Genomic DNA, 23629 nt, shown 5'->3' on the forward strand with positions numbered 1-23629 from the left:
ACCCATGTCAAATCGGGCCTCTGCGGGGGCGCTGCGGGTCCGTTGTGGGGCTGTTGGTTAGGGCGTTGGTGGTGGTTTCCGTGCTTGCGGCTCACTCGACTGGGCGAAGAGTGCAACCTGTGACAACCCCAATCGCATTTCTCACGTTAGCCGGATAAAACGGCCGGCCCGGCGGCGAACAGGGCTGGGTGGAAGCGGTTCGGTGGTGGGGTGGAGAGGTGGTGGGGCATGGGCAGGGTCTCGGTGCGTCGTGGGATGGAGTGGTGGAGTGGAGTGGTGGGTGGCGCGGGACGCGTGCAGGCGGTGGGGTTGGTGCTGGCGTTGGTGTCATGGTTGATGGCTGGACTGGACTGGTAGCGGGCTGTGGCTGGTTGCCTTCGCTTAAAACAGGAGTGCGGAAGGAGGTTCGGATCTAGCATTCGGTCGGTGGACAAGCGTTCGAGCGTGGCGTTGGGCGTGGCGTTGGCGGGGGCCTTGGTGGTCGGGTGCGCTGCGGAGGCAGAGGTGCCGCAGGTGACGCCCGAGACCGGGTTGCTGGGCGCGCTGGCTGGGGTGCGGGCCACTGCCGAGTCGTCCGTGCTGGTCGAGTACGGGGACGTGGCGGCGGTGCGGGCGTTGGTCGACCAGGACCCCCAGCGGTTCCGGGAGTTGCAGGGCTACGGGTACTCCGACCTGGCCGGGCACAGCCGGGTGCTGCCCGAGCTGGTCGGGTTCGACCCCGCCAAGGCCAGCACGGCGTTGCGGGTGGGGCAGCCGCCGAAGTGGGCGGCGGTGCTGCGCATGGACGTGGACGTGCCGGGGGTGGACGCCAAGCTCGCGGGGTTGGGTGGGCGACGTGGTGGTTCGGGCGTCTGGACGACCGGTGAGGACAACGAGATCGACCCGGACGGGCCGTTGGCGGAGGCCGGGATCGTGACCGGGTTCCAGCAGGTGCGGGTGGAGGCGGGTTCGGTGGTGCACTCGCCTGCCGGTGAGTCGCTGAAGTGGGTCACCGAGCCGCCGGGGGACCAGTCGTTGGCCGACGACCCCATGATCGGCGAGTTGGCGCGGTGCCTGGGTGAGATCTCCGCGGCGCTGATCAGCAAGCCGAAGAACGGGTTGCCGGTGGCGGCGGGGGTGCGGACGACGCCGGCGGGCGAGAGCACCGAGGTCGTGTGCGTGCCCGACGAGAATCCCAACGCGCTCAAGGACCTCGTGCGGACGAACCTCGAGTCCTCGCCCTGGGCGGAGGTGCTGCCCGGCGCGACGGCCGAGCAGCCCGCCGACCAGACCGGTGTCGTGCGGGTGCTCGCGCCGACCGCGCCGGGCGCGCGGATCGGTCGGGTGCTCCAGGCGTTGCAGCGCGGCGAGCTGCCGACGTTGTTCGGCTGAGCCGGTCAGTCGAACCGCTGGGCGACCTGTTCCCGGCGGGCCGCGACGGACGAGCCCGACTCACGCCGGGCCATGCGGCGCAGGACGACGGACGCGAGGGCCAGGCCCACGACGGCCCACGCGCCGAGTGCGATCACGGTCTCGAGTTGCCGCCACGAGCCGCCGATCTCGGCGGCGGCGACCGCGTCCGGCAGCAGGGCGGACCGCAGGCCGAGCCCCAGCCAGTAGAGCGGGAACGCCTGGCCGATCCACTGGGCCCACCCCGGCAGGGCGGTGATCGGGTAGAACACGCCCGACACCACCACCAGACCCATGATCAGCAAGGTGACGAAGCCGAGGCTCTGGGTGTTGCCGAACACCGCGCCCACGATCGCCCCGATCGGCAGGACGGCGAGCAGGCCGAGCCCGAGCACCCACACCAAGGTGACCCACGTCGACACGCGACCCGGTCGCAGGCCGTCGAACAGCAGCATCGCGGGCACGAGGATGAGCACGAGCACCGCGACCGTCATCGCCGCCTTGCCCAGCACCTTGCCGATGACGTAGGCGAGCACGCCGTTCGGCGTCGCCTTCGCCCGCAGCAACGTGCCGTCCTCGCGGTCCATGGTGAGGGTCATCGCCAACCCCATCAGGCCGGAGAACACGGCGCTCATCGCGAGGATCCCCGGCACGGCCTGCGCACCGAGCGGGAAGTCCAGGCCGGGCACGGCGCCGTCGCCGAACGCGTACATCACGACCAGCGCCACCACCGGCAGCCACAGCCAGCCCATCAGCTCGCCCGCGTTGCCCATGGTGTGGCCGAACTCGATCCGACCGCGCCGCACCCCCGCGCGCACGGCCACCACCCGGGCGTTCACGCGGTCACCAGCTCGGACTCGCGCACCAGCGCCAGGTACACGTCCTCCAGGCTCGCGCGCCGCACTTCGAGGTCGTCCACCGCCTTGCCGTGCTCGGCGAACAGCTCCCGCACGTAGCCGGTGGAGTCGGCCACGGACAGCACGTGCTCCTCACCGCCCAGCCGGTACCGCACCTCGGCCACGCCGGCGATCCGGGCGGCCAGTTCCGCCGCCGTGCCGTCGGCGACCACCCGGCCGGCCACCAGGATCACGATGCGGTCGGCCAGCTTCTCCGCCTCGGCGAGGTCGTGGGTGGTGAGCAGGATTGTGGTGCCGGACAGGCCGCGCACCAGCTCGTGGAACTCGCGCCGGGCCTCGGGGTCGAAGCCGACCGTCGGCTCGTCGAGGAACAGCAGGTCGGGCTGTCCGACCAGGCCGACGGCGACGTCCAGGCGCCGCCGCTGCCCGCCGGACAGGGTGCCGATCCTCTTGTCGGCGTGGTCGGTCAGGCCGACCGACGCGATCAGGTCGTCGAGGTCGAACGCCCGCCCGCGGTACGGCTCGTAGCACAGGCTCAGGTAGGACAGCAGCTCGCGCACCCGCCACCGGCCGTGGTCGCGCCACGACTGCAGGACCACGCCGAGCCGGGCGCGCCACGTCTCGTCGCCGTCGTCGGGGTCGACGCCGAGCACCCGGACCTCGCCGGCGGACCGCTTGCGGAAGCCCTCCAGGATCTCGATGGTGGTGGTCTTGCCCGCGCCGTTGGGTCCGAGCAGCGCCACCACCTCGCCCGGTCCGACGGTCAGGTCGACGCCCTTCAGCACGTCGGTGGACCCGTACCGCATGCGCAGGTCCCGCGTCTGCACAACCGACGGTTCCCGCTGGTTGTCGTTGGTTTTCATGTGTTAAACCGTATCGTTGAAGTACCCTGTTGAGACTTTCTGCGACTTGTGCGAGGAAGGCATCGGACAACCTTCAAATTCCCGTTGAACCTGAACGCGTGTGGGGTGCTTGCCGTGGGTCTTCGCCCGGTGGATCTGGCCCGTGTCGCGGGCATCTCGGCCCAGCAGGTGCGCAACTACCTCGACGCCGGGGTGCTGCCGCCGGCCGAACGCTCACCGGCGGGGTACCGGGTGTTCGACGAGCGGCACCGGCAGGCGTTGACGACGTACCGGGCGCTGGGTCGCGGGTACGGGTGGGACGCCGCCAAGGCCATCATGCGCTCGATCCACGCCGGCGCGCCCGACCAGGCGCTGGTCCGGGTGGACGCCGAGCACGCGGCGGCGCACGGGCAGCGGCTGGCGTTGCGGGCGACGGCGGAGGCGTTGGAGGCGGTGGCCGGGCACCCGCCGGACACCGTGCCGCGGACCGGGTTGCGGGTGGGTGAGTTGGCCGCACGGCTCGGCGTGCGGCCGTCGGCGTTGCGGGTGTGGGAGGCGGCGGGCCTGCTGCTGCCGGGGCGGGACACCGACGGGCACCGGCGGTTCGGCCCGACGGACGTCCGCGACGCCCGCCTGGTGGCCACGCTGCGGCAGAGCCGCTACCCGCTGCCGACGATCAAGCCGATCATGGACGAGTTCCGCAGCTCGGGCGGCGCGGACGCGTTGCGCGCCGCGATCACCGACCGGGAGGCCGAGATCGGCCGGCGGGCCCGGTCGATGCTCGAAGCCGCCGCCGCGCTGCACGGCTACCTGGCGGTGGTCAGCCCCGCCTCGTAGGCGAGGATCGCGGCCTGGACCCGGTTGGTCACTTCGAGGCGTTGCAGGATCGCGCTGACGTGCGCCTTCACCGTGCCCTCGGCGACGGTCAGGCACCGGGCGATGTCCTGGTTGGACAGGCCCTCCCCCACCAGCGCCAACACCTCGCGCTCACGTCCGGTCAGCGCGTCGACCCGCTTGCGGGCCTGGTCGTAGCGGGTGAGGCGGCCGCCGCGCAGGTCGGCGACCACGCGGTGGGCGATGCGGGGTGAGAGGTAGGCGGCGCCCTCGGCCGCCGCGCGCACGCCGATCAGCAGTTCCCTCGGGTCGGCGGCTTTGAGCAGGAAGCCGTTGGCCCCTTCGCCCAGCGCCCGCGCGACGTACTCGTCCTCGTCGAACGTCGTCAGCATGACCACCGCGACCTCCGGCATGGCCTGGCGCAGTTCCGCGGCGGCGGCCAGGCCGTCCAGGCGGGGCATCCGGATGTCGAGCAGGACGACGTCGGGCTGGTGCGCTCGCGTCAGTTCGACCGCCTCACGCCCGTCGACGGCCTCGGCGACCACTTCGATGCCCGGGTCGGTGTCGAGGATGGCCCGCACGCCGGCGCGGACCATCGCCTCGTCGTCGGCGAGCAGCACGCGGATCACGCCCCACCTCCCCGCGGCAGTCGGGCGGTCACCGTGAACCGGCCGTCGACCACACCCGACCGCAGCGTGCCACCGACCAACCGGACCCGCTCGGCCAGGCCGGCCAAGCCGCTGCCGCCGCCGTCGCCGACGGGTGTCCGGTCGACCGGGTTGGCCACGGTGACCAGCACTTCGTCGGTCGTCGTCAGTTCCACCGCGACGGGCGCGCCGGGTGCGTGCCGGGCGGCGTTGGTCAGCCCCTCCTGCACCACCCGGTGCACGGCGCGGTCCAGCAGCGGCGGCAGCGGGGTGGTGTCGCCGGTCCGGGTCAGGACCACCGGCAGGCCGGCGACGGCGGCCCGGTCCACCAGCGCCTCCACGGTCTCGTCCGGCGGCTCGACCGGGGCGGCGCCCTCCCGCAGCACGCCGACGGTGCGCCGCAGGCGGTCGGTGGCCGTCACCGCGGACTCGCGCAGGCCGGCGGCGGCCCGGCGGGCGGACTCGGTGTCGCCGGTCAGCTCCAACGCGCCGGCGCGCAGCGCGATCAACGTCAGCTCGTGGCCGAGCGAGTCGTGCATGTCGGCCGCGATCCGGGCCCGCTCCCGCAACCGGGCGCGTTCGGCGACGAGTTCCTGCGCCCGTTCCAGCTGCACGATCCGCTCCCGTCCCACCGCGATCAGCTCGGCCTGCTGCCGCCGGAACCGGCCGGCGAGCCACGGCAGCACCACGAACAGGCCCAGGCTCGCCAGCGCGCCGACACCTTCCCAGACCCGCACCACCGCGATCACCAGCCCGACCGCCGCCACCGCGCCGACGACCAGTTCGCCCCGGCGCACCGGCAGGTGCCGGCCGTGCAGGTAGACCAGCACGGCCAGCGCCGGGTAGAGCAACTGCCGCCACACCGGCAACGCGTCCGTGGCCAGCCCGTTGACCAGCCCCACGAGCGCGAGCGCCGCGAGGACCACGCCGTTCCGCATGGTGCGGACCCTACCGAGCGTCATCCGGTGTGGACCGTCGCACGCAGGCGGAGCAGCCGGGCCGTCGCCGTCGCCACGCCGGCCAGGGCCGCGACGACCACCGTGATGGTCAACGGCAGGGCGAAGTAGGTCAGCTGCGCCCACGTGACCGTGCGCCCGTTGACCAGGATCGAGGTGAGGTCCGGATAGGCCGCCGGCAGGCCGACCGGCACGAGCAGCGGCACGAAGCGCAACGCCACCGACCACACCGGCGAACCCGCGCGCCGTCGTGCCCAGCGCGCCGACCGCCGGACACCCAGCACCCCGAGACCGATGGCCGCCAACGCGATCAGGCCCAGCACCAGCTCGAACGACTGCCGACCGGCGCCCGCGGGCGCCGGATCACGGCCTTGGCTCAACGCGATCAGCCCGTTGAGGATGTCGTAGGTGTCGTCGTGCAGCGACGCGCTGTTGACCAGCACCGCGAACCCGTGCCCCGTGGCAGGCACGATCGCCTGCACGGCCGAGTACGTGAACAGGTTCCCGGGGTGCACGAGCTGCTCCACCCCGTCCGGCCCCTGATCGGGAATCCACCCCATGGCATAGTCGTCCACAGTGGACGACGTGTGCATCACGCGCAGTCCCTCGGCCGACACGAGCTGCGTGCCGATGCCGTTCTGGCTGATCAGCCACTTGCCCATGTCGGCCGCCGTGGTGACGACCCCGCCACCGCCGCTGTGGAACCCCGGCAGCTCGGGCCTGCTCAGCCACGCGCCGAACACCGAGTTGTACCCGTCGGCGGGTCGGATGACGTCCGTCGACACCGTGCTGCGCGACATGCCGAGCGGCCCGAACACGCGCTCCTTCAGGTAGTCGTCGAACGACCGGCCACTCGCCACCTCCACCACCCGAGCGGCCAGGTCGTAGTTCACGTTGCAGTACTCGTAGTGCGTGCCCGGGTCCGCCGCCAACGAACCGGAGGACAGCTTCGCCGTGTAGTCACCCAGCGAGGTGGCGGTTTCCAACGCGGTCACGTCGATCGTGGTGTCGGAGAACCCCGAGGTCTGGTTCACCAACTGCCGGACGGTCACGTCGGCGAACCTCGGATCCGCCATCGTGAAGCCGGGCACCTGGTCGGCCACCGGGTCGTCCAGCGCGATCCGGCCGTCCTCCACCAGCGTCATGACGGCCATCGCGGTGAACGACTTGCTGACCGACGCGATCCGCATCGGCGTGTCCGCCGTGACGGGTGCGCCCTCGGAGTCCTCGCCGTACCCGGCGGCGTGCACGACGCGGTCGCCCTGGGTCACCACCACCGACATCCCCGGCAAACCGGTGTCGTGCATGACCTGCGCCAGGTAGTCGTCGATGGACGTCGGTGCGGCGTGCGCGGCGGGGCTCAGGAACGCCCCCGCCGCGACCGCGATCAGGATCAACATCGCCTTCATGCCGAGAACCGTAGAAATCGCCGCCCTACCCGGACATCAGCCCGCAGGCCGGACCCACCCCTGACGAAAGTCATAGACCGGCACCGAGGTGTCATCCCCGTCAACAACCCGGGCAGTCCCCGATCCCGACGGTCTCAGCGCCCTGGTCCCGAAGTGCTCAGCGCTTGAAGGTAAAGGTGAAGTCGCCGGAGAGCTTGCCACTCAACCGAACCGCCGACACGACCTTCCCCTGGGCGATCAGCCTCTCGACCTCACCCCGCCGAAGACCGAAACCCTCAGCGATCAGGCGCACCGGCCGAACGGGGATCCGCGCCACGAACCGGACCGACACGTCCACCACCTCGTGGTCCAGGTGATCCGATCCGCCGGTGTCGAGCCGCCAGGCGTCGTCCCAGTCGAGGGCGACGCGATTGCGACTCTGCACCACGGGGTCCTGGAGCAGGTCGGCGACCAGGCCGAGATCGTTGTCGTGCAACCGGTTCAACAACCCGGGTCGAACAGACCGCACGTTGACCCGCTCCAGGACCGTGAGCTTCACGGTGTCCCCGCACGCCGCGCAGAGCAGCAGGAGCCAGGCGTCGAGGACTTTGTGGTTCGCGTTGACCCGGAACTTCCCACTCGCCCGGAAGCGGTCGGACGCGCACACGTGACAACGGCGGCGAACGAGCGGCAGGCGGGTAGGCACAACCAACCAATTTTCGGACACAGCAAATACACCGGTTCTGTGAGAGCAGCAGAGGGAGCGCGAGCGCATCGGCGCAACGCGCGACAAGTCAGCTCTGGGTCCTTCTCACAGGATGTACAACGGTGTGTCCTCACCTCGACAACGTGACTCCGCCGCACGTTAACGGCCCACCACGCCCCGCTCCACCGAATTTCGAACGCGCCCACCGTGGTCACCTCGCCGATGCAGACGCGGAACTCCAGTCGCTGAGCGCGACGGACACGACTCGCGCGCGACTCGCTCCCTACCTGCGGCGATGCCAGGCCACCCTCTCGGTGGGCGCTTCTTCCGGGAGCGCCACGCTCGACGAGGAAAGGACTCTCGCTGATGCAGATTCGACCGAAACCCCACTCGATGCGGAGGGCGGTGGTCGCGATCCTGGCTGCGCTCGCCTTGACCACGACGGGAGCAAGTGCCCAGGCCGCGGCCGGCGACCGATGCGCGCCCACCCCGTTCGCGGTCGCCGAGACGAACTGGGACCACAACGTCATCGGCCACTACACGTACTACATGCGGGTGAATTCGGAGCTCTACCGGTGCGGCGGCTACGTGCGTGCCATCCACACCGTCTACCTCGACGGCCGCCGTCTCACCCCCGGAGCGACCGTCGTGTTCTTCGTCGGAACCCGGCGCAGCGACGGCAAGTGGCACGGACTGCCCCCGCTGGAGATCACCTCGTTCAAGAACGTCGTCGGCCAGCGCTACCAGCAGACCCGCGGTGTCGGCGGCGGGCTCACGATCACTCACGTGCGGCTCAACCACTTCGCCGCCTCCGGCCAGGCGAACGCGACCCCGCCCTCAAGCAGCACCGCGAACTACGTGAAGTGGAACGGCCCGGAGGCAGCCCCCCGACGTGGCTGACCACCTCCCGACCGGTGACCCGTACCAGAAAGGAACGTTGTCATGCATAAGACTGCGACCACGCTACTGGCGACAATCGCCACCATCGGCATCCTGGCCCCAGCACCGACCGCTCACGCGGCGACCGTCGCCAGCTGCCAGTACCAGGTAACCGCCGACAGAATCTCCGTGTGGGAACTGCCGACCAACTCCAGCACCCGGCTGAAGTACAAGTACCGAGGCGACGTGGTCGGCGGCTACTGCGACTGGACCTACTACAACGAAACCGAGAACCGCGAATACCTGGCAGTCGCCACCACCGCCGCCGCCGACGACATCGGCTGGGTAAACCGCGACCTCGTCCGCAAGCTGTAGCTCCGCCACGGCCTCATCGGCTGCTCACCTCGAACCCCCGATCCCAAACAGGCCACCAGTGTGTTCACACCATCACTCCACCGCTGGGGGCCGACGAGGCAGGCGTCCGGGCCCGTGCCCCCCAACGGACCCGCAGCGCACCCTCAGAGGCCCGATTTGACATGGGTTCGGGTGCTTTAGGCTGGTCGAAGCCGGCAGGCCTGGCGGGACGCTTTTCCCCGCCGGGCCTGCCGGCTTTGGCCTGCCTGGAGTGCCCGTAAGGGCCCCATGTCAAATCGAGCCGGACCCGACCGCCCGCCACCACCAACCCCGGACTTGCACCTGACCACCGCCCCCAACCCGAGCGTGACCACCGATCCCAACCCGAGCGTGATCAACCGCGGTCGACCGGCAAATCCTCGACACCCCACGCCATATCGGGCTCCGCCGCCACGTCCACGACCAGCTCCCCGCCCCGCGTCACGAAGTCCTCCGACAGCCAAGACCTCCCATGCACCCGCCCGTCCAACGTCGCACCACGCACGTACACGTTCGACGGCGACGCCTCAGGCGCGCTGATGGTGAGCGTCGGCCCACCGTTCCGGTTGATCTTCGCCTTCACGAACATCGGGCTGGACAACAGCAACTCCGCCCGGCTCGGCGTCTGCGGGTACACGCCGAGCGCCGCGAACACGTACCAGGCCGACATGGTGCCGAGGTCGTCGTTCCCCGGCAGCCCGTTCGGACCCGTCCGGTACACCAGGGACGCCATGGCGCGCACCGTCTCCTGCGTCTTCCACGGCTGCCCCAACCCGTTGTAGAGCCACGGGGTGTGGATGCCGGGCTCGTTGGTCGGGTCGTAGCGCAGGCCGTCGCCGCCGGTCGCCCACGAGCCGTCCGGCTTGTGGAAGAACGCGTCCAGCCGCTGGACCGCCCGCTCACGCCCGCCCATCGCCGCCGCGAGCCCGGACACGTCGTGCTGCACCATCCACGTGTAGGTCGAGCTCGTCCCCTGCGCGAACCCGAGGTCCGACGACGGGCTGAACGGCGACACCCACGTGCCGTCCGACCGCCGTGCCTGCTGGTAGCCGACGCCACCGGCCGAGGGGTTGAACGTGTTGCGCCACCAGCCCGCGCGCGGCAGCAACGCGGCCCGCACGTCGTCACGCCCGAGCCGCCCCGCCCAGTCGGCCAGCGCGAAGTCGGCCGTGGCGTCCTCCAACGTCTCCGCCGCGCCGCCCCAGCAGTGGCACGTGTCCTGCGGCGCGTAGCCCAGGCGCAGGTACTCGGCCAGGTTGGGCCGCTGCCCCTCGCACTGGCCGGGGCACCCCTTGTCGGACAGGCCGTCGGGGTGCGGCACGGTGGCCTGGCGCACCAGCGACTCGAACGCGGACCGCACGTCGAAGTCCCGCGCGCCCATCGCGTGCATGCCGGCCAACGCGGGCGCGGACGGGTCGCCGGTCATCACGTGCGTGGGCCCGTTGACGTGCACCCAGCGGTCCCACACGCCGCCGTTCTGGCGGGCCAGGTTGAGCAGCGACTGGGCGTAGTCGGAGGCGACCCCCGGTTCGAGCAGGGCCAGGAGCTGGGTGTGGGCGCGGTACTGGTCCCAGCCGGAGAAGTTGCCGTACTGGGCTCGTTGGCCGCGTTCCAGGCGGTGGACCCGCCGGTCGCTGCCGAGGTACGTGCCGTCCACGTCGCTGGTCACGTTCGGTTGCAGGAACGCGTGGTAGAGGGCGGTGTAGAACGTGGTGCGCTGCGCGTCCGTACCGCCGGAGACCTCGACGGCGCGCAGTTGCCGCGCCCACTCCCGCCGCGCGTCGGCCGCCACGTCGTCCACGCTGTCGTGGGGCCGGATCTCGCGGTCCAGGTTGCGCCGTGCGGCTTCCGCGCTGGTGTACGAGATGCCGACCCGGACGCGCACGTCGTCGTCGCGGGAGGTGTCGAAGGTGACGTAGCCGCCCGACCCGCGCCCCTGCCGCGCCGCGCCGGTCTCGTAGCCCTCGCCGCCGCTCGCGGTGGTGGCGCCTGGCTGGAGCGCGCCGTCGACCCACGTGCCGGTGCCCGCGAACGCCCGGTCGAACGACGCGGTGAAGTACAGCCGGTAGTAGGTCTTCTTGTTGTTCGCGCCGCCGTTGGCCCGACGACCGCAGAACGCCCCGGTCAGCACCGACCCCGACACCGTGCGGGTGGCCGGGTCGATGGCGACCTCGGCGTCCTCGCTGCCGTTGAGCGAGTTGGAGACCCGGAACAGCAGGGCGGCGGGCCGGTCGCGCGGGAACGTGAAGTCGCCGACGCCCGCCCGCGTGGTCACGCTCAGGTCGGCCGACGCGCCCGAGGCCAGCTTCACCGCGTAGCGGCCCGGCGTGGCCGACTCGTCGGCGTGGGAGAAGTCGGCGGCGTAGACCTCGTCGCGGACGTCGGCGGTCGGCGAGCCGGTGACCTCGCCGACGAACGGCATGATCGGCACGTCGCCCGCCGCGCCGGGGTGGCAGCCCGCGCCGTTGACGTGGGTGAGGCTGAACCCGCGCACCCTGGTGGCGTCGTAGGCGTAGCCGTTGGCCGCGCCGGTGTTGGTCTGGTCGCCGCGGGTGCTGGTCGGGCTCCACGAGATCATCCCGAACGGCCGCACCGCGCCGGGGTAGGTGTTGCCGCCGCCCGCCGACCCGATCAGCGGGTCGACGTGGTCGACCGCCGGTGACGCCGTGGCCGGCGCCTCCACCGCCGTCGCCAGACCTGCCGCCAGCACGATCGCCAACCCTGCCGTGAGCACCCGCACCGCGTCCCCCACCTCTCGACTGCCTCCAGGGTCTACCCAATGCGGCGGGCCGACCGGAAGACCCGGCGCGCTTTCTGTCCGCTGTTGTCACGGGAGCGCTCCGTGCCGTCGACCGGCACGTCACCTGCCGTCCACCCTGGACCGTGCGGCTAGGGTCGCGGCATGCCGGGGCAGGTCGAGACCGAACTCCTGACCGCCATCGCGCGGTTCGCCGGGCCCGTCCGCGGTGTCGGCGTGACGCTGATCAGCGTGTTCGGCGTGCTCTCCGTGCCGACCGACGCCCTGCCGCTGGGGCTGGGGCTGCTCGGCCTGGTGCTGATCGGCGCGGTGGCGGACTTCGGGCCGACGCGGCTGTCGTTCGCGCTCGCGGTCGTGCGGGTGCTCGCGCTGTGCGCGGCGCACGGGCAGATCGGCGGCACGGGCCAGTGGACGTTCAACATGCTCACGATCACCGCGATCACGGTGCAGTGGCAGTGGGGGCCGAGGGTCACTGTGCCGACCACGGCCGTGCTGCTGGCGGTGTACGTGGCCGCGGCGGGGTTCGACGGCGCGGCGGTGCTGCGGGTGCTCTTGGAGTGCGTGCTGGCGCGGGTGGCGTTCCAGCTGCTGCGCCGGTCGTCGCGGCGGGTGGACGAGCTGCGGACCAGGCGGGCCGCGATGGAGCGGGCCGAGGCGGTGGCGCTGGAGCGGCGCAAGCGTGAGCGCGAGTACCTGGCGTTGCTGCACGACACGGCGTCGGCGACGTTCCTGGTGGTGGCGGTGAACGGGCGGGACGCCGACCCGGCCGAGGTCGCCGGGTACGCGCGGCGGGACCTCGACCTGCTGACCGGCACGTCGGGCGTGCCGCGGGACAGCGCGGTGGACGTCGGCTCGTCGTTGCGGGCGGTCGTGGAGCACAGCCCGTTGGCCATCGACGCGCGCTGGGACAGCGCGCTCGTGCCGGCTTCGGTGGCGTTGGCGCTGGTGCGGGCGGTGCGGGAGGCGTTGGCGAACGTGGAGCGGCACGCGGGCACGGGTGCGGCCGAGGTGCACGTGACGGCGAACGGCGGTGGGGTCGAGGTGCGGGTGACGGATGCCGGGCGCGGGTTCGACGTCGGGGCGGTGTCGGAGCACCGGCGCGGCATCCGCGGGTCGGTCGTCGAGCGGATGGCGGCGGTGGGCGGCGCCGCCGAGGTGACGTCGCGGCCGGGCCGGACCACCGTGCGGCTGGAGTGGCCACGTGGCTGACCGCCCCGGACTGGTGCGCCGGAACCACCCCGCCGACCTGACGAACCGGCACGACCGCGAAACCGAGCGCAACGTGAACCCCGAAACCGGGCGCAACCTGGGCCCCGAACCCAGGCGCGCCCTGGGCCCCGCTGCCGGGCGCGACCTGAGCCCCGAAACCGCGCCCGACGTGGGCCGTGAGGCCGAGCGCGACGTGTTCGCGACCCTGCGGCTGATCCTGCTCGGCGTCACCGCCGTGTTGCAGCCGGGCCTCAGCGTCGCCCCGTTCCTCGCCAACGAGCACGAGCCGGCCGAGCGGGTCGCGTTCGCCGTCCCCGCCCTGGTCACCCTGCTGTGCGCGGTGTGGGTGGTGCGGCGCAGGCCGTTGCCGCCGCCGGTGGTGGCGGTCGGGGTGGTGGCGGTGGTGGCCGCGGCCGCGGTGGCGACCGCGACCTTGCCGCCGCACGCCCACTTCGGCCCCGCGGACTGGTCCTACGGGCTGGTCGGGTGGCACCTGCTGCTGTTGCTGCTGGACCGCGTGCCCGCGCTCCTCGCCGCCCAGGCGGCGCTCCTCGTGCTCACCATCGCCCTGTGGCTGGTCGACGGCGCGCCGGACCGGGCCGAGATCGGCAACGCGGGCGTCGTCACGCTCAGCATGACCAGCGTCCAGCTCGGGGTCGTGGTGATGTCCCGGGTCCTGCTGCGCAGCGCGCGCCAGGCCGCCCAGGTCGCCGCCGAACGGGAGCGCGCGGCGACCCGTGCGGCGTTGGCCGAGCAGTGGGAGCAGGACCTGCGCGCCGGGTTCGCCGGACAGCTCGGCGCCACCCTGCCGCTGCTCGCGGGCCTCGCCGACGGGGTGCTCGACCCGCGTGCCGACGAGACCCGGCGGCGGTGCGCGCTCGCGGCCACGCAGTTGCGGCGGTTGTTCGCCGAGAACGACGACGTGCCCGATCCGCTGGTGCACGAGGTCACGGCGTGCGTGCACGTCGCCGAGCGGCGCGGGGTGGCCGTGTCGCTCGCGGTCAGCGGCGCGCCGGTGCCGGTGCCGACCGACGTGCGGCGGCGGCTGACCGGGCCGCTGGCGGAGGCGTTGTCGGCGGCCCGGGAGCGCGCTCGGGTGAGCCTGCTGCGCACCGGGGACGAGGTGCGGGTGGCGGTGGTCTCCGACGCGGACGTCGAGGTGGGAACCACGACGGGTCCGGTGGAGGTCGAAAGCGGCACGTACGGTCGGCACACGCGGATGGAGGCCAGATGGCGGACGAACTGAGCGCGGTGGTGGTGGACGACCACCCGGCGGTGCGCGCGGGCGTCGCCTACTGGCTGTCCTGCGGCACGCCGCCGATCCGGGTCGTCGCGAGCGGGGACGACGTGCGCTCGGCGTGGCTCGGCGAGGGCGCGGACGCCGACGTGGTGATCCTCGACCTGCACCTCAACGGGCCGACGCCGGTGCTCGGCGACCTGCGCCGGCTGGTCGAGGCGGGTCGGCGGGTCGTCGTCTACTCGATGCGCGCCGACGACGACATCGCGTTGCAGTGCCTGGAGCTGGGCGCGTTGTGCTACCTGACCAAGGCGGAGGGCGCGGAGCACCTCGTGCAGGCGACCCGTGCGGCGGCGGAGGGCAGGTCGTACACGCCGCCGTCGCTGGCGGGCGCGTTGGCGGGCGACCGGTCCGACCACCGGCCCGCGTTGTCGGCGCGCGAGGTCGAGGTGCTGGTCGAGTGGTTCCAGTCGGAGTCCAAGGAGTTCGTGGCGCAGCGGCTGGGCATCTCGCTGAGCACGGTGAACTCGCACCTGGAGCGGATCCGGGTCAAGTACGCGCTGATCGGGCGGGAGGCGCCGACGAAGGCCGCGCTGGTGGCGCGGGCGATCCAGGACGGGCTGATCGGCGTGGACGACCTCTGATCCCCCGACTGCGGGCCGGACGCCCTCGACGCCACCCTCCACCAAGATCACCCGATCGTGATCACGGCCGGTAGTCGTCCCGGCACGGTACGGTGGCAGCACACCGCCTCCCTCACATCGTTGTGATCACCGGAGGTAGCAGTACATGAGATCCCTCATCCGCGTCGGCCACGCGCTGATGGCGGTCGCGATCGCCGCCGGGCTCGTCGTCACCGCCCCCGCCGGCGCGAGCACGGCGCCGCACTGGTCGCCACGCGTCGACAACCCGTACGTCGGCGCCCGCCCCTACGTCAACCCGGAGTGGTCCGCGCACGCCGCCGCCGAGCCGGGCGGGGCGGCCGTCGCCCAGCAGCCGACCGGCGTGTGGCTCGGCAGCATCGCGTCCGTCCGGGGCGCCAACGGGAAGCTGGGCCTGCGCGGCCACCTCGACGAAGCCCTGCGGCAGAACGCCGACCTGGTGCAGCTCGTGCTGTGGAACCTGCCCGGCCGCGACTGCGGTCGGCTGGCCACCAACGGCGAGCTGGCCTGGAACGAGCTGCCGCGCTACAAGCAGGAGTTCATCGACCCGATCGCCGCGATCCTGGCCGACCCGGCGTACGCGCGGCTGCGGGTGGTCGCGGTCGTGGAGCCCAACTCGTTGCCCTACCTCGTCACCCACGTCCAGCCGCGCTACGACGCCACGCTGACCTGCGAGTACGTCAAGGCCGCCGGCTCGTACACCGAGGGCATCGGGTACGCGCTGGCGAAGCTCGGCGCGATCCGCAACGTCTACAACTACCTGGACATCAGCCACCACGGCCACATCGGCTGGGACGACAACCGCAAGCCGACGCTGGAACTGCTGGTGAAGGCGGCGACCTCGGGCGGCAGCCGGCTCGGCAGCGTGCACGGCTTCATCGCCAACACCGCCAACTACTCGGCGCTGCGGGAGGAGTTCATCGTCAAGACGGTGATCAACGGACAGCACATCCAGCAGAGCAGGTGGGTCGACTGGAACCCGTTCATCGACGAGCTGTCCTTTGTGGACTTCTTCCGGGCCGAGGCCGTCGCGGCGGGCTTCGACCCGCACGTCGGCGTGCTGCTCGACACCTCGCGCAACGGCTGGGGCGGCCCGAACCGGCCGACCAAGCCGGGGTACGAGACGACCGTGGACACCTACGTCGACACCAGCCGGCTCGACCGCCGGGCCCGGATCTGGAACTGGTGCAACCAGACCGGCACGGGCCTGGGCGAACGCCCGGTCGCCGCGCCCCGACCGAACGTCGACGCGTACGTGTGGATGAAACCGCCGGGCGAGTCGGACGGCGTGAGCTTCCCGGTGCCGATCGACGGCGAGAACTTCAACCGGGAGTGCGACCCCACCTACGACGGTCGCCCGAACGCCAGCCCGGACCCGACCGGGGCGATGGGCGACTCGCCGTTGGCCGGCCACTGGCACTCGGCGCAGTTCCAGCAGTTGCTGCGCAACGCCCACCCGGCGCTCTGAACTCGGTTTCTTGCGGATAATCCAGTGTTGTACCGGTAGCTAGACTGGGGCCATGTCCGCCATGGCCCCAGCCCGCACCGAGTCCGACCTGTCGTTCCTCCTGGACCACACCGGTCACGTGCTGCGCACCCGGATGGCGGCGGCGTTGGCCGAGATCGGCCTGACCGCCCGCATGCACTGCGTCCTCGTCCACGCCTTGCAGGAGGAGCGCACGCAGATCCAGCTGGCCGAGATCGGCGACATGGACAAGACCACGATGGTGGTCACGGTGGACGCGCTGGAGAAGGCCGGCCTCGCCGAGCGCCGGCCGTCCGGCACCGACCGGCGGGCCCGGATCATCGCCGTCACCGAGAAGGGCGCCGAGCTGGCGAAGCAGAGCCAGGCGGTCGTCGACGGGGTGCACCGGGCCGCCCTGGAGTCACTGCCCGGCAAAGATCGAGAAGCACTCCTGCACGCACTGAACCTGCTGGTCAGCGACCATTTGTCGACCCCGATCCCGGCACCGCAGACGGCCCGTCGCGCCCGCGAGAGCACGAGGTAAGTCCGCGACAGATTGTCTGTAACAAAACTATCCGCTACGGTTCCTCCTGTCCCCACCGGAACAGGAGAGACCCATGTCGTCCTCGCTCGACGCACCGCACGACACCCCGGTCGGCACACCCCGCGCGAACCGCTGGTCGGCGCTGGTCGTGCTGTCCGCCGCGATGCTGATGACCATCCTCGACGGCAGCGTCGTCACCGTCGCCATGCCCGCCATCCAGCGCGACCTGGGCTTCTCCCCCGCCGGCCTGAGCTGGACGGTCAACGCCTACCTGATCGCGTTCGGCGGTCTGCTGCTGCTGGCCGGCCGGCTCGGCGACCTGATCGGGCGCAAGACGGTGTTCCTCGCGGGCAACGCGGTCTTCACCGCCGCGTCCATCCTGGCGGGCGCGGCCGGCACGCCGGAACTGCTGATCGCGGCCCGGTTCCTGCAGGGCGCGGGCAGCGCGATGGCGTCGGCGGTCGTACTCGGCATCCTGGTCACGCTGTTCACCGACCCGGCTGAACGCGCCAAGGCGATCGGCGTGTTCAGCTTCACCGGCGCGGCGGGCGCGTCCATCGGGCAGGTGCTCGGCGGCGTGCTGACCGACGCGCTGAGCTGGCACTGGATCTTCTTCATCAACCTGCCGATCGGCGTGGCCACCGTGCTGCTGGCGGTCCGCGTGCTGCCGGCCGACCGGGGTGCGGGTCTGTCCGCCGGCGCCGACGTGCTCGGCGCGGCGCTGGTCACGAGCGGCCTGATGCTCGGCATCTACACCGTGGTCGAGGTCGAGCGGTACGGCTGGACGGCGACCCGCACGCTCGGTCTCGGCGCGCTGTCGGTCGCGTTGCTCGCCGCGTTCACCGTTCGGCAGGCCCGGGCGCGGACGCCGTTGATGCCGCTGCGGATCCTGCGGTCGCGCAACGTGGTCGGCGCGAACCTGGTGCAGGTGCTCACCCTGTCCGCGATGTTCGCGTTCCAGATCATCGTCGCGCTCTTCATGCAGAAGGTGCTGGCCTACAGCGCGCTCGCCACCGGGTTGGCGATGCTGCCGGCGGCGGTCGCGATCGGCGGCGTGTCGCTGTTCGTCTCGGCCCGGTTGAACACCCGCGTCGGTGAACGCGCGGTGCTGCTGGCCGGGCTGGCGCTGCTGGCCGGCGCGATGGTCAAGCTGGCCGCGGTCCCGGTGGACGCCGACTACGCCGCCGACCTGCTGCCCGTCATGCTGCTGATCGCCGGCGGCGGGCTGGTGCTGCCCGCGTTGGCGTCGCTGGGCATGTCCGACGCGAAGCCCGACGACGCGGGCCTGGTGTCCGGCCTGTTCAACACGACGCAGCAGGTCGGCATGGCGGTGGGAGTGGCCGTGCTGTCCACGCTGGCCGCCGCGCGGACCGAGGAGGAGCTGGCGTCCGGCGCCGCCGAGCCGGCCGCGCTGACCGCCGGGTACCACGTGGCGTTCACCGTCGCCGCCTCGCTGCTGGCCGCCGCGTTCGCGGTCACGCTCCTCGTCCTGCGCAAGCGTTCCCGCTGACTTCCTCGAAGGAGATCGACATGACCGTCAACGCCGGCCCCGCGCCCCGCACCCTGACCGACGACGAACTGGTGGCCCTGATCGGCGGGCAGCGGTTCGGCGTGCTCGCCACCGTGAAGCGCAGCGGCCACCCCCACCTGTCCACCGTGCTCTACCAGTGGGACGCGGAGGACCGGGTGATCCGGGTGTCGACCACCGCCGACCGGGTGAAAGCCCGTCAGCTGCGGGCCGACCCGAAGGTGTCGCTGCACGTGAGCGGACCGGACGTGTGGTCGTTCGCGGTGGTGGAGGGCGAGGCGGAACTGGTGGAGACGACGGACGGCCCGGACCTCGCACCGGACCGCCGCCTGACCATCACGTTCCCCGCGACCCGCCTCTACGGCACCGCGCTGGACGTGGGGCCTCAGACCGGCGCCTGACCGGGGCGGCTGATCAGGGGCAACGGAGCGGGGCGATCGGTCGGGGCGGCGTTCACACGTCGTCCCGACCGATCCACTGCAGGGTCGCGAACAGGTTCGGCCGCGGCTCCACGAAGGCCGCCTCGACCAACGCGGACTCCCGCGCGTCCTCGACCACCTGCGGCCACGGCTTCCGGACGTCGAGGCGCAGGTCGAGCCCCTCGTGGCTGACCCAGGTGGTGTGCGCGGGGAACACCAGCGCCAGCCTGAAGCCCAGCACCGCCTGGTCGTGGTCGGCCAGGTCGTCGACGACCTCCGCCAGCCGGTCCGACGGCCAGGCCCGGGGCAGGTCGCGCGCCGTCGTCCGCAACGACGCCGTCAACGGCGGCCAGACCTCCCGCCGCGCGCCCAGCCGCGTCAGCGCGCGACGGACCTCGACCGCTTCGCCCCCGTCCGGCGGCCCGCCCTCGGCGCGCAGTCGTTCGCGCGCGGCCGACAGCGCCGGCACCGCCTCCCGGAGGCGGAGCTCGCCGACCGACCAGGTCGACCACCTCCGAACCGCCTCGTCCTCGCTGCCGAGCAGACCGATCAACGCGGGACCGGCGGCGGGGTCGCCGAAGTGGTCGAAGACCTCGATCGCGCACAGCTGCCCGTAGGCGTCCAGCGACCCCACCGCGTCCGCCAGCGGCCGGACCACCTCGCCGCCCATCGAGATCAGCTCGGCCTCCGCGTTCCGGACGACCTCGATCGAGTCGTCGTTCAGGAGCCCGATCAGGCGGGTGATCTCGGCGGTCACGGTCGAGGAGTCTGCCTCGCCGATCGCGGCGCTCACCAGCGAATTCCCGGGCTCGCGGACGCCGCCGTGTGAGCAGTGGCACGCGGTGGCGGGGGTGGGCTGGGCGGAGCGGACCGCTAAAGTCGTTTCGGTAGCTAAGGAATCCACGTCGCGCGGTCACTGTCGACTCGGGACAGCTGACAGGAGCGACGCATGACGGCGACCGTCGAGTCCGCGGTGACTCGTCGTGGCAAGGGCGGCGGGGCGGCGATGTTCGCGCTCGCGCTGGGCGGGTTCGGCATCGGGACGACCGAGTTCGCCACCATGGGCCTGCTGCCGCAGATGGCCGCCACGTTCGACATCTCCATCCCCACCGCCGGCCACGCGATCAGCCTGTACGCGCTCGGCGTGGTGGTCGGCGCGCCGCTCATCGCCGGGCTGGCCGCGAAGCTGCCGCGCAAGGGCCTCCTGATCGCCCTGACGCTGGCCCTGGCGCTCGGCAACGGCCTGTCCGCCCTCGCGCCGAACACCGCCCTGCTGATGACCGCGCGGTTCGTGGCCGGGCTGCCGCACGGCGCGTACTTCGGCATCGCGGCCGTGGTCGCGACCACCCTCGTGCCACCGGAACGACGTGGCACGGCGGTCGCCCGGATCATGGTCGGCCTGACCGTGGCGAACCTGGTCGGCGTGCCGGTCGCCACCGCCGCCGGTCAGCAGATCGGGTGGCGGGTCGCGTACCTCGCGGTGGCCGCGATCGCGGTCGCGACGGCGTTGGCGGTGGCCAGGTGGCTGCCGCGGGTGCCCGCGCCGAGGGACGCGAGCGTGGCCGCCGAGCTGAGCGCGTTCCGCCGGCCGCAGGTGTGGTTCGCGCTGCTCACCGGCATGATCGGGTTCGGCGGCATGTTCGCCGTCTACTCCTACATCTCGCCGATCACCACCGAGGTGACCGCGCTGTCCTCGTCCGCCGTGCCGTGGGTGCTCGCGGTGTTCGGGCTCGGCATGACGATCGGCGCCACGGTCGGCGGCCGGTTCGTCGACCGCTCGGTCATGGGCACCGTCTTCGGCTCGCTGATCGCGGTGACGGGCGTGCTCGTGGTGTTCGCGCTGACCGCGACCTCGCCGGTGATGGCGTTCGCGACCGTGTTCCTGATCGGGCTCGTGTCGCAGGTGCTGGCCTCGGCGTTGCAGGTGCGGCTGATGGACGCCTCGCCGGACGCGCCGTCGCTGGCGTCGTCGTCCAACCACTCGGCGTTGAACATCGCCAACGGCGCGGGCGCGTGGCTGGGCGGGCTGGCTATCGGCGCGGGCTGGGGCTACACCTCCACCGCGTGGGTCGGGGTGGCGTTGAGCCTGGCCGGGCTGGCGGTGGCCGCCCTGTCGGTCACGGTCGGCCGCACCCGCGTGCCCGCCTAGCGCCGAAGCCGGACGTCACACCAGGCGCGCCGGCTGTCCGGCGTCCTGTCCCGGTGGCTCCTGGGTCGCCGCCCCTGCCGCCGCCATGGCCGTTTCCGCCGCCTCGTCGGCGAACCTCATCGCCTCGGCCGCCGCCTGCACCGCGACCTGGGCCTGCTCGGCCGCTTCGGCCGCGTGCCGGGCGGCCTCGAACGCCACGGTCGCCTGATCGCCGGCACCTGCCCGTTGGGCGGTCTCGGCCTTCTCCCGTGCCAGCACGGCGGCGGTACGCGCTTGCGCACCCGCGTTGTAGACGGCGTCCACCACCCGGTCAGCGGCCTCGACCAGCGCCATGTCGCCCAGCGCCGCCGTCGCCTGGTCCCGCAGCGCGCGCACGTGGGACTCGCGCAAGGTGATCTCGATGCCGTCACCGATCGCCAGGAACGCCTGGTCGTCCAGACCGCCCCGCAGGTCGACCGGCACACCGTCGCCCACGTCCATGCGGACGCTCGTCGCGATCCGGCCCCTCGCCCAGCTCACCACATCACCACCAGGTTCCTCGATCGTGTCGACCACAGGCGTGAGAACCTGTGGCTCACCCACCACTTCCCGGCAGAATTAAGCACGTACGTACGTTTTCACCGCCGGTTCAAACGGGTGAAGTCGGTGTTCAAATGGGTGCACGTGCGATAAACACGTGTGGCACGACGGCCGTGTGGTGATCACGATGGAGAGTGCGCCTTGGCGACTAAGAACGATGACAGCGCGATCAGCCAACGACGGCAGCTCGGCGCCGCGATGCGCAGCTTCCGCAAGGAAGCCGACGTCCACCGCGACCGCGCCGCCGGGTTGATCGAGGTCACCGGTCCGACGCTGACCCGCAAGGAGTCCGGCCAGTTCAAGTTCAAGCGCCAAGAGGTCGAGACCCTGGCCAAGGCGTACGGCGTGGCGGACGACGAGTTGGCCATGCTGCTCGAACTGGCCCGCGAGGCCCGTGCGAGCACCAAGCGCGGCGAGTTCCCGATGTTCGTGCCGGTGAGGGCTCGCGCGTTCCTGGAGTTGGAGCGCAACGACGCCATCGAGATCATGGCGGTCACCCTCAGCTACGTCCCGCTGTACTTCCAGACCGAGGCGTACATGCGGCAGCTGTGGCTGCGCAACGGTGAACTGCTCTCGGACGGGCGGATCGAGGAGTTGGTCAAACTGCGCAAAGCCCGCCAACAAGTCGTCACCAAGCGCGACGCCCCCATGATCCGCGCGGTCATCCACGAGTTCGCGTTGCGCCTCCCGGTCGGCGGACCGGCGATCATGCGCGAACAACTCCTGGCCCTGGCGGCTGCCTGCGAGCTGCCCAACGTCGAGATCCAGATCCAACCGATCGCTTCCGGGGCTTACCCGGGCCTGGATTCCACCTTCACGCTGCTCCGGTTCCCGGTCGGGGCGACGGGCGACGTGGTCCAGATCGACAGTCACGTGGAGGCGTTCTATCGCGACCGCCGGACTGCCACCGAGGCCTATAGGGTCGCATGGGACCGCCGCCGGGTCGCAGCGCTGGACTTGCAGGCGTCTCGTGCCCTGATACTGGACGCAGCGGCCTCCTTCGGCCCGGATCCGGCCAGGTAACCGACTACTCAGGCGAGATGAGCGATGACCGAGCACCTGACGTGGCGCAAGAGCAGCTTCAGCAACGGTGAGGGCGGCGGCAACGACTGTGTCGAGCTGGCGGCGCTGCCTGACGGCGGCGTGGCGATGCGCAACTCCACGCTCGGCGACGCCGGCCCGGTCGTGACCTACACCAAGGCCGAGCTGAAGGCCTTCCTGCTCGGGGTGAAGGCCGGGGAGTTCGACGACCTGGCCTGACCTGATCACCGGCACTCGGCTCCGGACGCCGGAACCGAGTGCCGGGACGCTCAGCCCTCCCCCAGCACCTCGCGCAGCCGGACGGCGAACCGGTCCGGGTCGTCGGCGAAGCCGATGTGACCGCCCGGGAACCTGGTCGGCTCGATGCCCAGGCCGGCGGCCAGCGCCTCCGAGGTGCGCTCGCACAGCTCGCCGCCCGAGTCCTCGCCGATGCCGACCACGATCCGGCTCGACGCCGAGCGCAGCACGTCGAAGTCGGGTTCCCACCGGACGGTCGGCCGCAGCATGTGCTCGTACTGGAACCGTTCGTCGGCGAGGTCCTGCGGGTCGCGCTCGCCGCCGAACATGTGCTCGACCACCTCGTCGGGCATCTGGATGTTCGCGATGGCCAGGAACTGCCGCCACGCCCCCAGCGCGTCGCCGGCCAGGTAGGTGGCGACCATCTCGTCGGTCCGCCGGAGCAGGTCCTCCCGGTCCGGCACGAGCTGGTCGAGCGGCGGCTCGTGGGCGATCACGGTGTGCGCCAGCCCGGGGTTCGCCTGCGCCAGCGCCAGCACGCTGACCGCGCCGCCGCTGGAACCGAGCACGGTCGCCGGGCCCGCGTCCACGTGCCGGATGAGCCTGGCCAGGTCGTCGGCGCGCAGCTCCGGCGTCGCGTCGCGGTCCGGGTCGTCCACCTTGCTGCGGTTGATGCCGCGCGGGTCGGTGGTCAGCACGGTGTGGTCGGCGGCGAGCAGGTCGGCCAGCGGCTCGAACGCCCTGGCGTCCATCGGCGCGCCGACGAGCACGACCAGCGGTCCGCGGCCACGCACCTCGTAGTGCAGCAGCGCGTCGGGCACCCGCAGGGTGTCGGTGGTGGCGGTCTTGGTCATCGCGGATCCTCCTGGAACTCCTCTGAAGTGCTCGTTCGTCGGTAGTGACCGTCCAC

At 71.9% G+C, this 23629-nt stretch carries 24 protein-coding genes; 14 read left to right on the top strand and 10 right to left on the bottom strand.

Translation table 11 applies throughout. The features are described from left to right. Nucleotides 1-426 precede the first annotated feature (426 nt). A complete protein-coding gene (locus tag AB0I91_RS01240) occupies nt 427-1371 on the top strand; it encodes a hypothetical protein (RefSeq protein WP_499634557.1) in 945 nt (314 codons plus the stop codon). Between the two features lie 5 nt (nt 1372-1376). On the opposite strand, the gene AB0I91_RS01245 is transcribed toward AB0I91_RS01240, so the two are convergent. Together AB0I91_RS01245 and AB0I91_RS01250 are read right to left on the bottom strand one after the other, a co-directional pair. Next, the gene (locus tag AB0I91_RS01245; protein ID WP_498772244.1) at nt 1377-2228 is read right to left on the bottom strand and encodes an ABC transporter permease; all 852 of its coding nucleotides are present in this window, start codon (nt 2226-2228) and stop codon (nt 1377-1379) included. Further along, a complete protein-coding gene (locus tag AB0I91_RS01250) occupies nt 2225-3109 on the bottom strand; it encodes an ABC transporter ATP-binding protein (protein ID WP_498772242.1) in 885 nt (294 codons plus the stop codon). The genes AB0I91_RS01245 and AB0I91_RS01250 overlap by 4 nt, the downstream gene beginning before the upstream one ends. Before the next feature lie 129 nt (nt 3110-3238). Between AB0I91_RS01250 and AB0I91_RS01255 the strand changes: the two genes are divergently transcribed. Continuing rightward, a complete protein-coding gene (locus AB0I91_RS01255) occupies nt 3239-3925 on the top strand; it encodes a MerR family transcriptional regulator (protein WP_499634560.1) in 687 nt (228 codons plus the stop codon). Here AB0I91_RS01255 and AB0I91_RS01260 read toward each other — a convergent pair. From AB0I91_RS01260 to AB0I91_RS01275, 4 genes are all read right to left on the bottom strand, one after another. Next, nucleotides 3895-4551, bottom strand: a complete 657-nt coding sequence (locus AB0I91_RS01260) for a response regulator (RefSeq protein ID WP_499634563.1) — start codon at nt 4549-4551, stop codon at nt 3895-3897. The genes AB0I91_RS01255 and AB0I91_RS01260 overlap by 31 nt on opposite strands. Then, nucleotides 4548-5507, bottom strand: coding sequence for a sensor histidine kinase (locus AB0I91_RS01265; RefSeq protein ID WP_499634565.1), 960 nt, complete (start codon nt 5505-5507; stop codon nt 4548-4550). Before AB0I91_RS01265 ends, AB0I91_RS01260 begins: the two co-directional genes overlap by 4 nt. A gap of 20 nt (nt 5508-5527) precedes the next feature. Continuing rightward, nucleotides 5528-6934: a serine hydrolase domain-containing protein gene (locus AB0I91_RS01270; RefSeq protein WP_499634568.1), complete on the bottom strand. Its 1407-nt coding sequence runs from the start codon at nt 6932-6934 to the stop codon at nt 5528-5530. Nucleotides 6935-7091: 157 nt separating this feature from the next. After that, nucleotides 7092-7706, bottom strand: a complete 615-nt coding sequence (locus AB0I91_RS01275; protein WP_499634570.1) for a DUF1062 domain-containing protein — start codon at nt 7704-7706, stop codon at nt 7092-7094. A gap of 279 nt (nt 7707-7985) precedes the next feature. On the opposite strand from AB0I91_RS01275, the gene AB0I91_RS01280 reads away from it, so the two are divergent. Continuing rightward, nucleotides 7986-8519, top strand: coding sequence for a hypothetical protein (locus tag AB0I91_RS01280; RefSeq protein WP_499619098.1), 534 nt, complete (start codon nt 7986-7988; stop codon nt 8517-8519). A gap of 42 nt (nt 8520-8561) precedes the next feature. Next, on the top strand, nt 8562-8873 hold the full coding sequence (locus AB0I91_RS01285; RefSeq protein ID WP_498772228.1) for a hypothetical protein: 312 nt from the start codon (nt 8562-8564) through the stop codon (nt 8871-8873). 373 nt (nt 8874-9246) lie between these two features. Here AB0I91_RS01285 and AB0I91_RS01290 read toward each other — a convergent pair whose 3' ends face one another. After that, nucleotides 9247-11643, bottom strand: coding sequence for a GH92 family glycosyl hydrolase (locus AB0I91_RS01290; protein ID WP_499634573.1), 2397 nt, complete (start codon nt 11641-11643; stop codon nt 9247-9249). Between the two features lie 150 nt (nt 11644-11793). On the opposite strand from AB0I91_RS01290, the gene AB0I91_RS01295 reads away from it, so the two are divergent. The 7 genes from AB0I91_RS01295 (at nt 11794) to AB0I91_RS01325 (ending at nt 18695) form a co-directional block, all read left to right on the top strand. Beyond that, nucleotides 11794-12858, top strand: coding sequence for a sensor histidine kinase (locus AB0I91_RS01295; RefSeq protein ID WP_498772224.1), 1065 nt, complete (start codon nt 11794-11796; stop codon nt 12856-12858). Beyond that, nucleotides 12851-14104, top strand: coding sequence for a hypothetical protein (locus tag AB0I91_RS01300; protein WP_499611877.1), 1254 nt, complete (start codon nt 12851-12853; stop codon nt 14102-14104). Before AB0I91_RS01295 ends, AB0I91_RS01300 begins: the two co-directional genes overlap by 8 nt. Next, on the top strand, nt 14089-14739 hold the full coding sequence (locus tag AB0I91_RS01305; RefSeq protein WP_498772221.1) for a response regulator: 651 nt from the start codon (nt 14089-14091) through the stop codon (nt 14737-14739). The genes AB0I91_RS01300 and AB0I91_RS01305 overlap by 16 nt, the downstream gene beginning before the upstream one ends. A 145-nt stretch (nt 14740-14884) precedes the next feature. Further along, nucleotides 14885-16225: a glycoside hydrolase family 6 protein gene (locus tag AB0I91_RS01310; RefSeq protein WP_499634576.1), complete on the top strand. Its 1341-nt coding sequence runs from the start codon at nt 14885-14887 to the stop codon at nt 16223-16225. 52 nt (nt 16226-16277) lie between these two features. Next, nucleotides 16278-16766, top strand: a complete 489-nt coding sequence (locus tag AB0I91_RS01315) for a MarR family winged helix-turn-helix transcriptional regulator (protein WP_499634579.1) — start codon at nt 16278-16280, stop codon at nt 16764-16766. A 73-nt stretch (nt 16767-16839) separates the two neighbouring features. Further along, on the top strand, nt 16840-18276 hold the full coding sequence (locus AB0I91_RS01320; protein ID WP_499634581.1) for an MFS transporter: 1437 nt from the start codon (nt 16840-16842) through the stop codon (nt 18274-18276). A 20-nt stretch (nt 18277-18296) separates the two neighbouring features. Next, nucleotides 18297-18695: a pyridoxamine 5'-phosphate oxidase family protein gene (locus AB0I91_RS01325; RefSeq protein WP_498772213.1), complete on the top strand. Its 399-nt coding sequence runs from the start codon at nt 18297-18299 to the stop codon at nt 18693-18695. 52 nt (nt 18696-18747) lie between these two features. Here the strand turns inward: AB0I91_RS01325 and AB0I91_RS01330 are convergent, their stop codons facing one another. Further along, nucleotides 18748-19506, bottom strand: a complete 759-nt coding sequence (locus tag AB0I91_RS01330; protein ID WP_499634584.1) for a HEAT repeat domain-containing protein — start codon at nt 19504-19506, stop codon at nt 18748-18750. Nucleotides 19507-19662: 156 nt separating this feature from the next. Here AB0I91_RS01330 and AB0I91_RS01335 point away from each other — a divergent pair, with 156 nt between their 5' ends. Next, a complete protein-coding gene (locus tag AB0I91_RS01335; RefSeq protein ID WP_499611869.1) occupies nt 19663-20862 on the top strand; it encodes an MFS transporter in 1200 nt (399 codons plus the stop codon). Between the two features lie 15 nt (nt 20863-20877). Here the strand turns inward: AB0I91_RS01335 and AB0I91_RS01340 are convergent, their stop codons facing one another. Beyond that, on the bottom strand, nt 20878-21381 hold the full coding sequence (locus tag AB0I91_RS01340; protein WP_499634586.1) for a hypothetical protein: 504 nt from the start codon (nt 21379-21381) through the stop codon (nt 20878-20880). Between the two features lie 201 nt (nt 21382-21582). Between AB0I91_RS01340 and AB0I91_RS01345 the strand changes: the two genes are divergently transcribed. Both AB0I91_RS01345 and AB0I91_RS01350 read left to right on the top strand, forming a co-directional pair. Continuing rightward, nucleotides 21583-22464 (top strand): helix-turn-helix domain-containing protein, encoded by an 882-nt coding sequence (locus tag AB0I91_RS01345; protein ID WP_499634589.1) that lies wholly within the window; start codon nt 21583-21585, stop codon nt 22462-22464. A 24-nt stretch (nt 22465-22488) separates the two neighbouring features. Then, entirely contained in the window at nt 22489-22701 is a 213-nt protein-coding gene (locus AB0I91_RS01350; protein ID WP_498772203.1) for a DUF397 domain-containing protein, read from the top strand. Nucleotides 22702-22751: 50 nt separating this feature from the next. On the opposite strand, the gene AB0I91_RS01355 is transcribed toward AB0I91_RS01350, so the two are convergent. Beyond that, a complete protein-coding gene (locus tag AB0I91_RS01355) occupies nt 22752-23573 on the bottom strand; it encodes an alpha/beta fold hydrolase (RefSeq protein ID WP_498772201.1) in 822 nt (273 codons plus the stop codon). Nucleotides 23574-23629: the final 56 nt, after the last annotated feature.

Source organism: Actinosynnema sp. NPDC049800, from assembly GCF_040656635.1.
Taxonomy (GTDB): domain Bacteria; phylum Actinomycetota; class Actinomycetes; order Mycobacteriales; family Pseudonocardiaceae; genus Actinosynnema.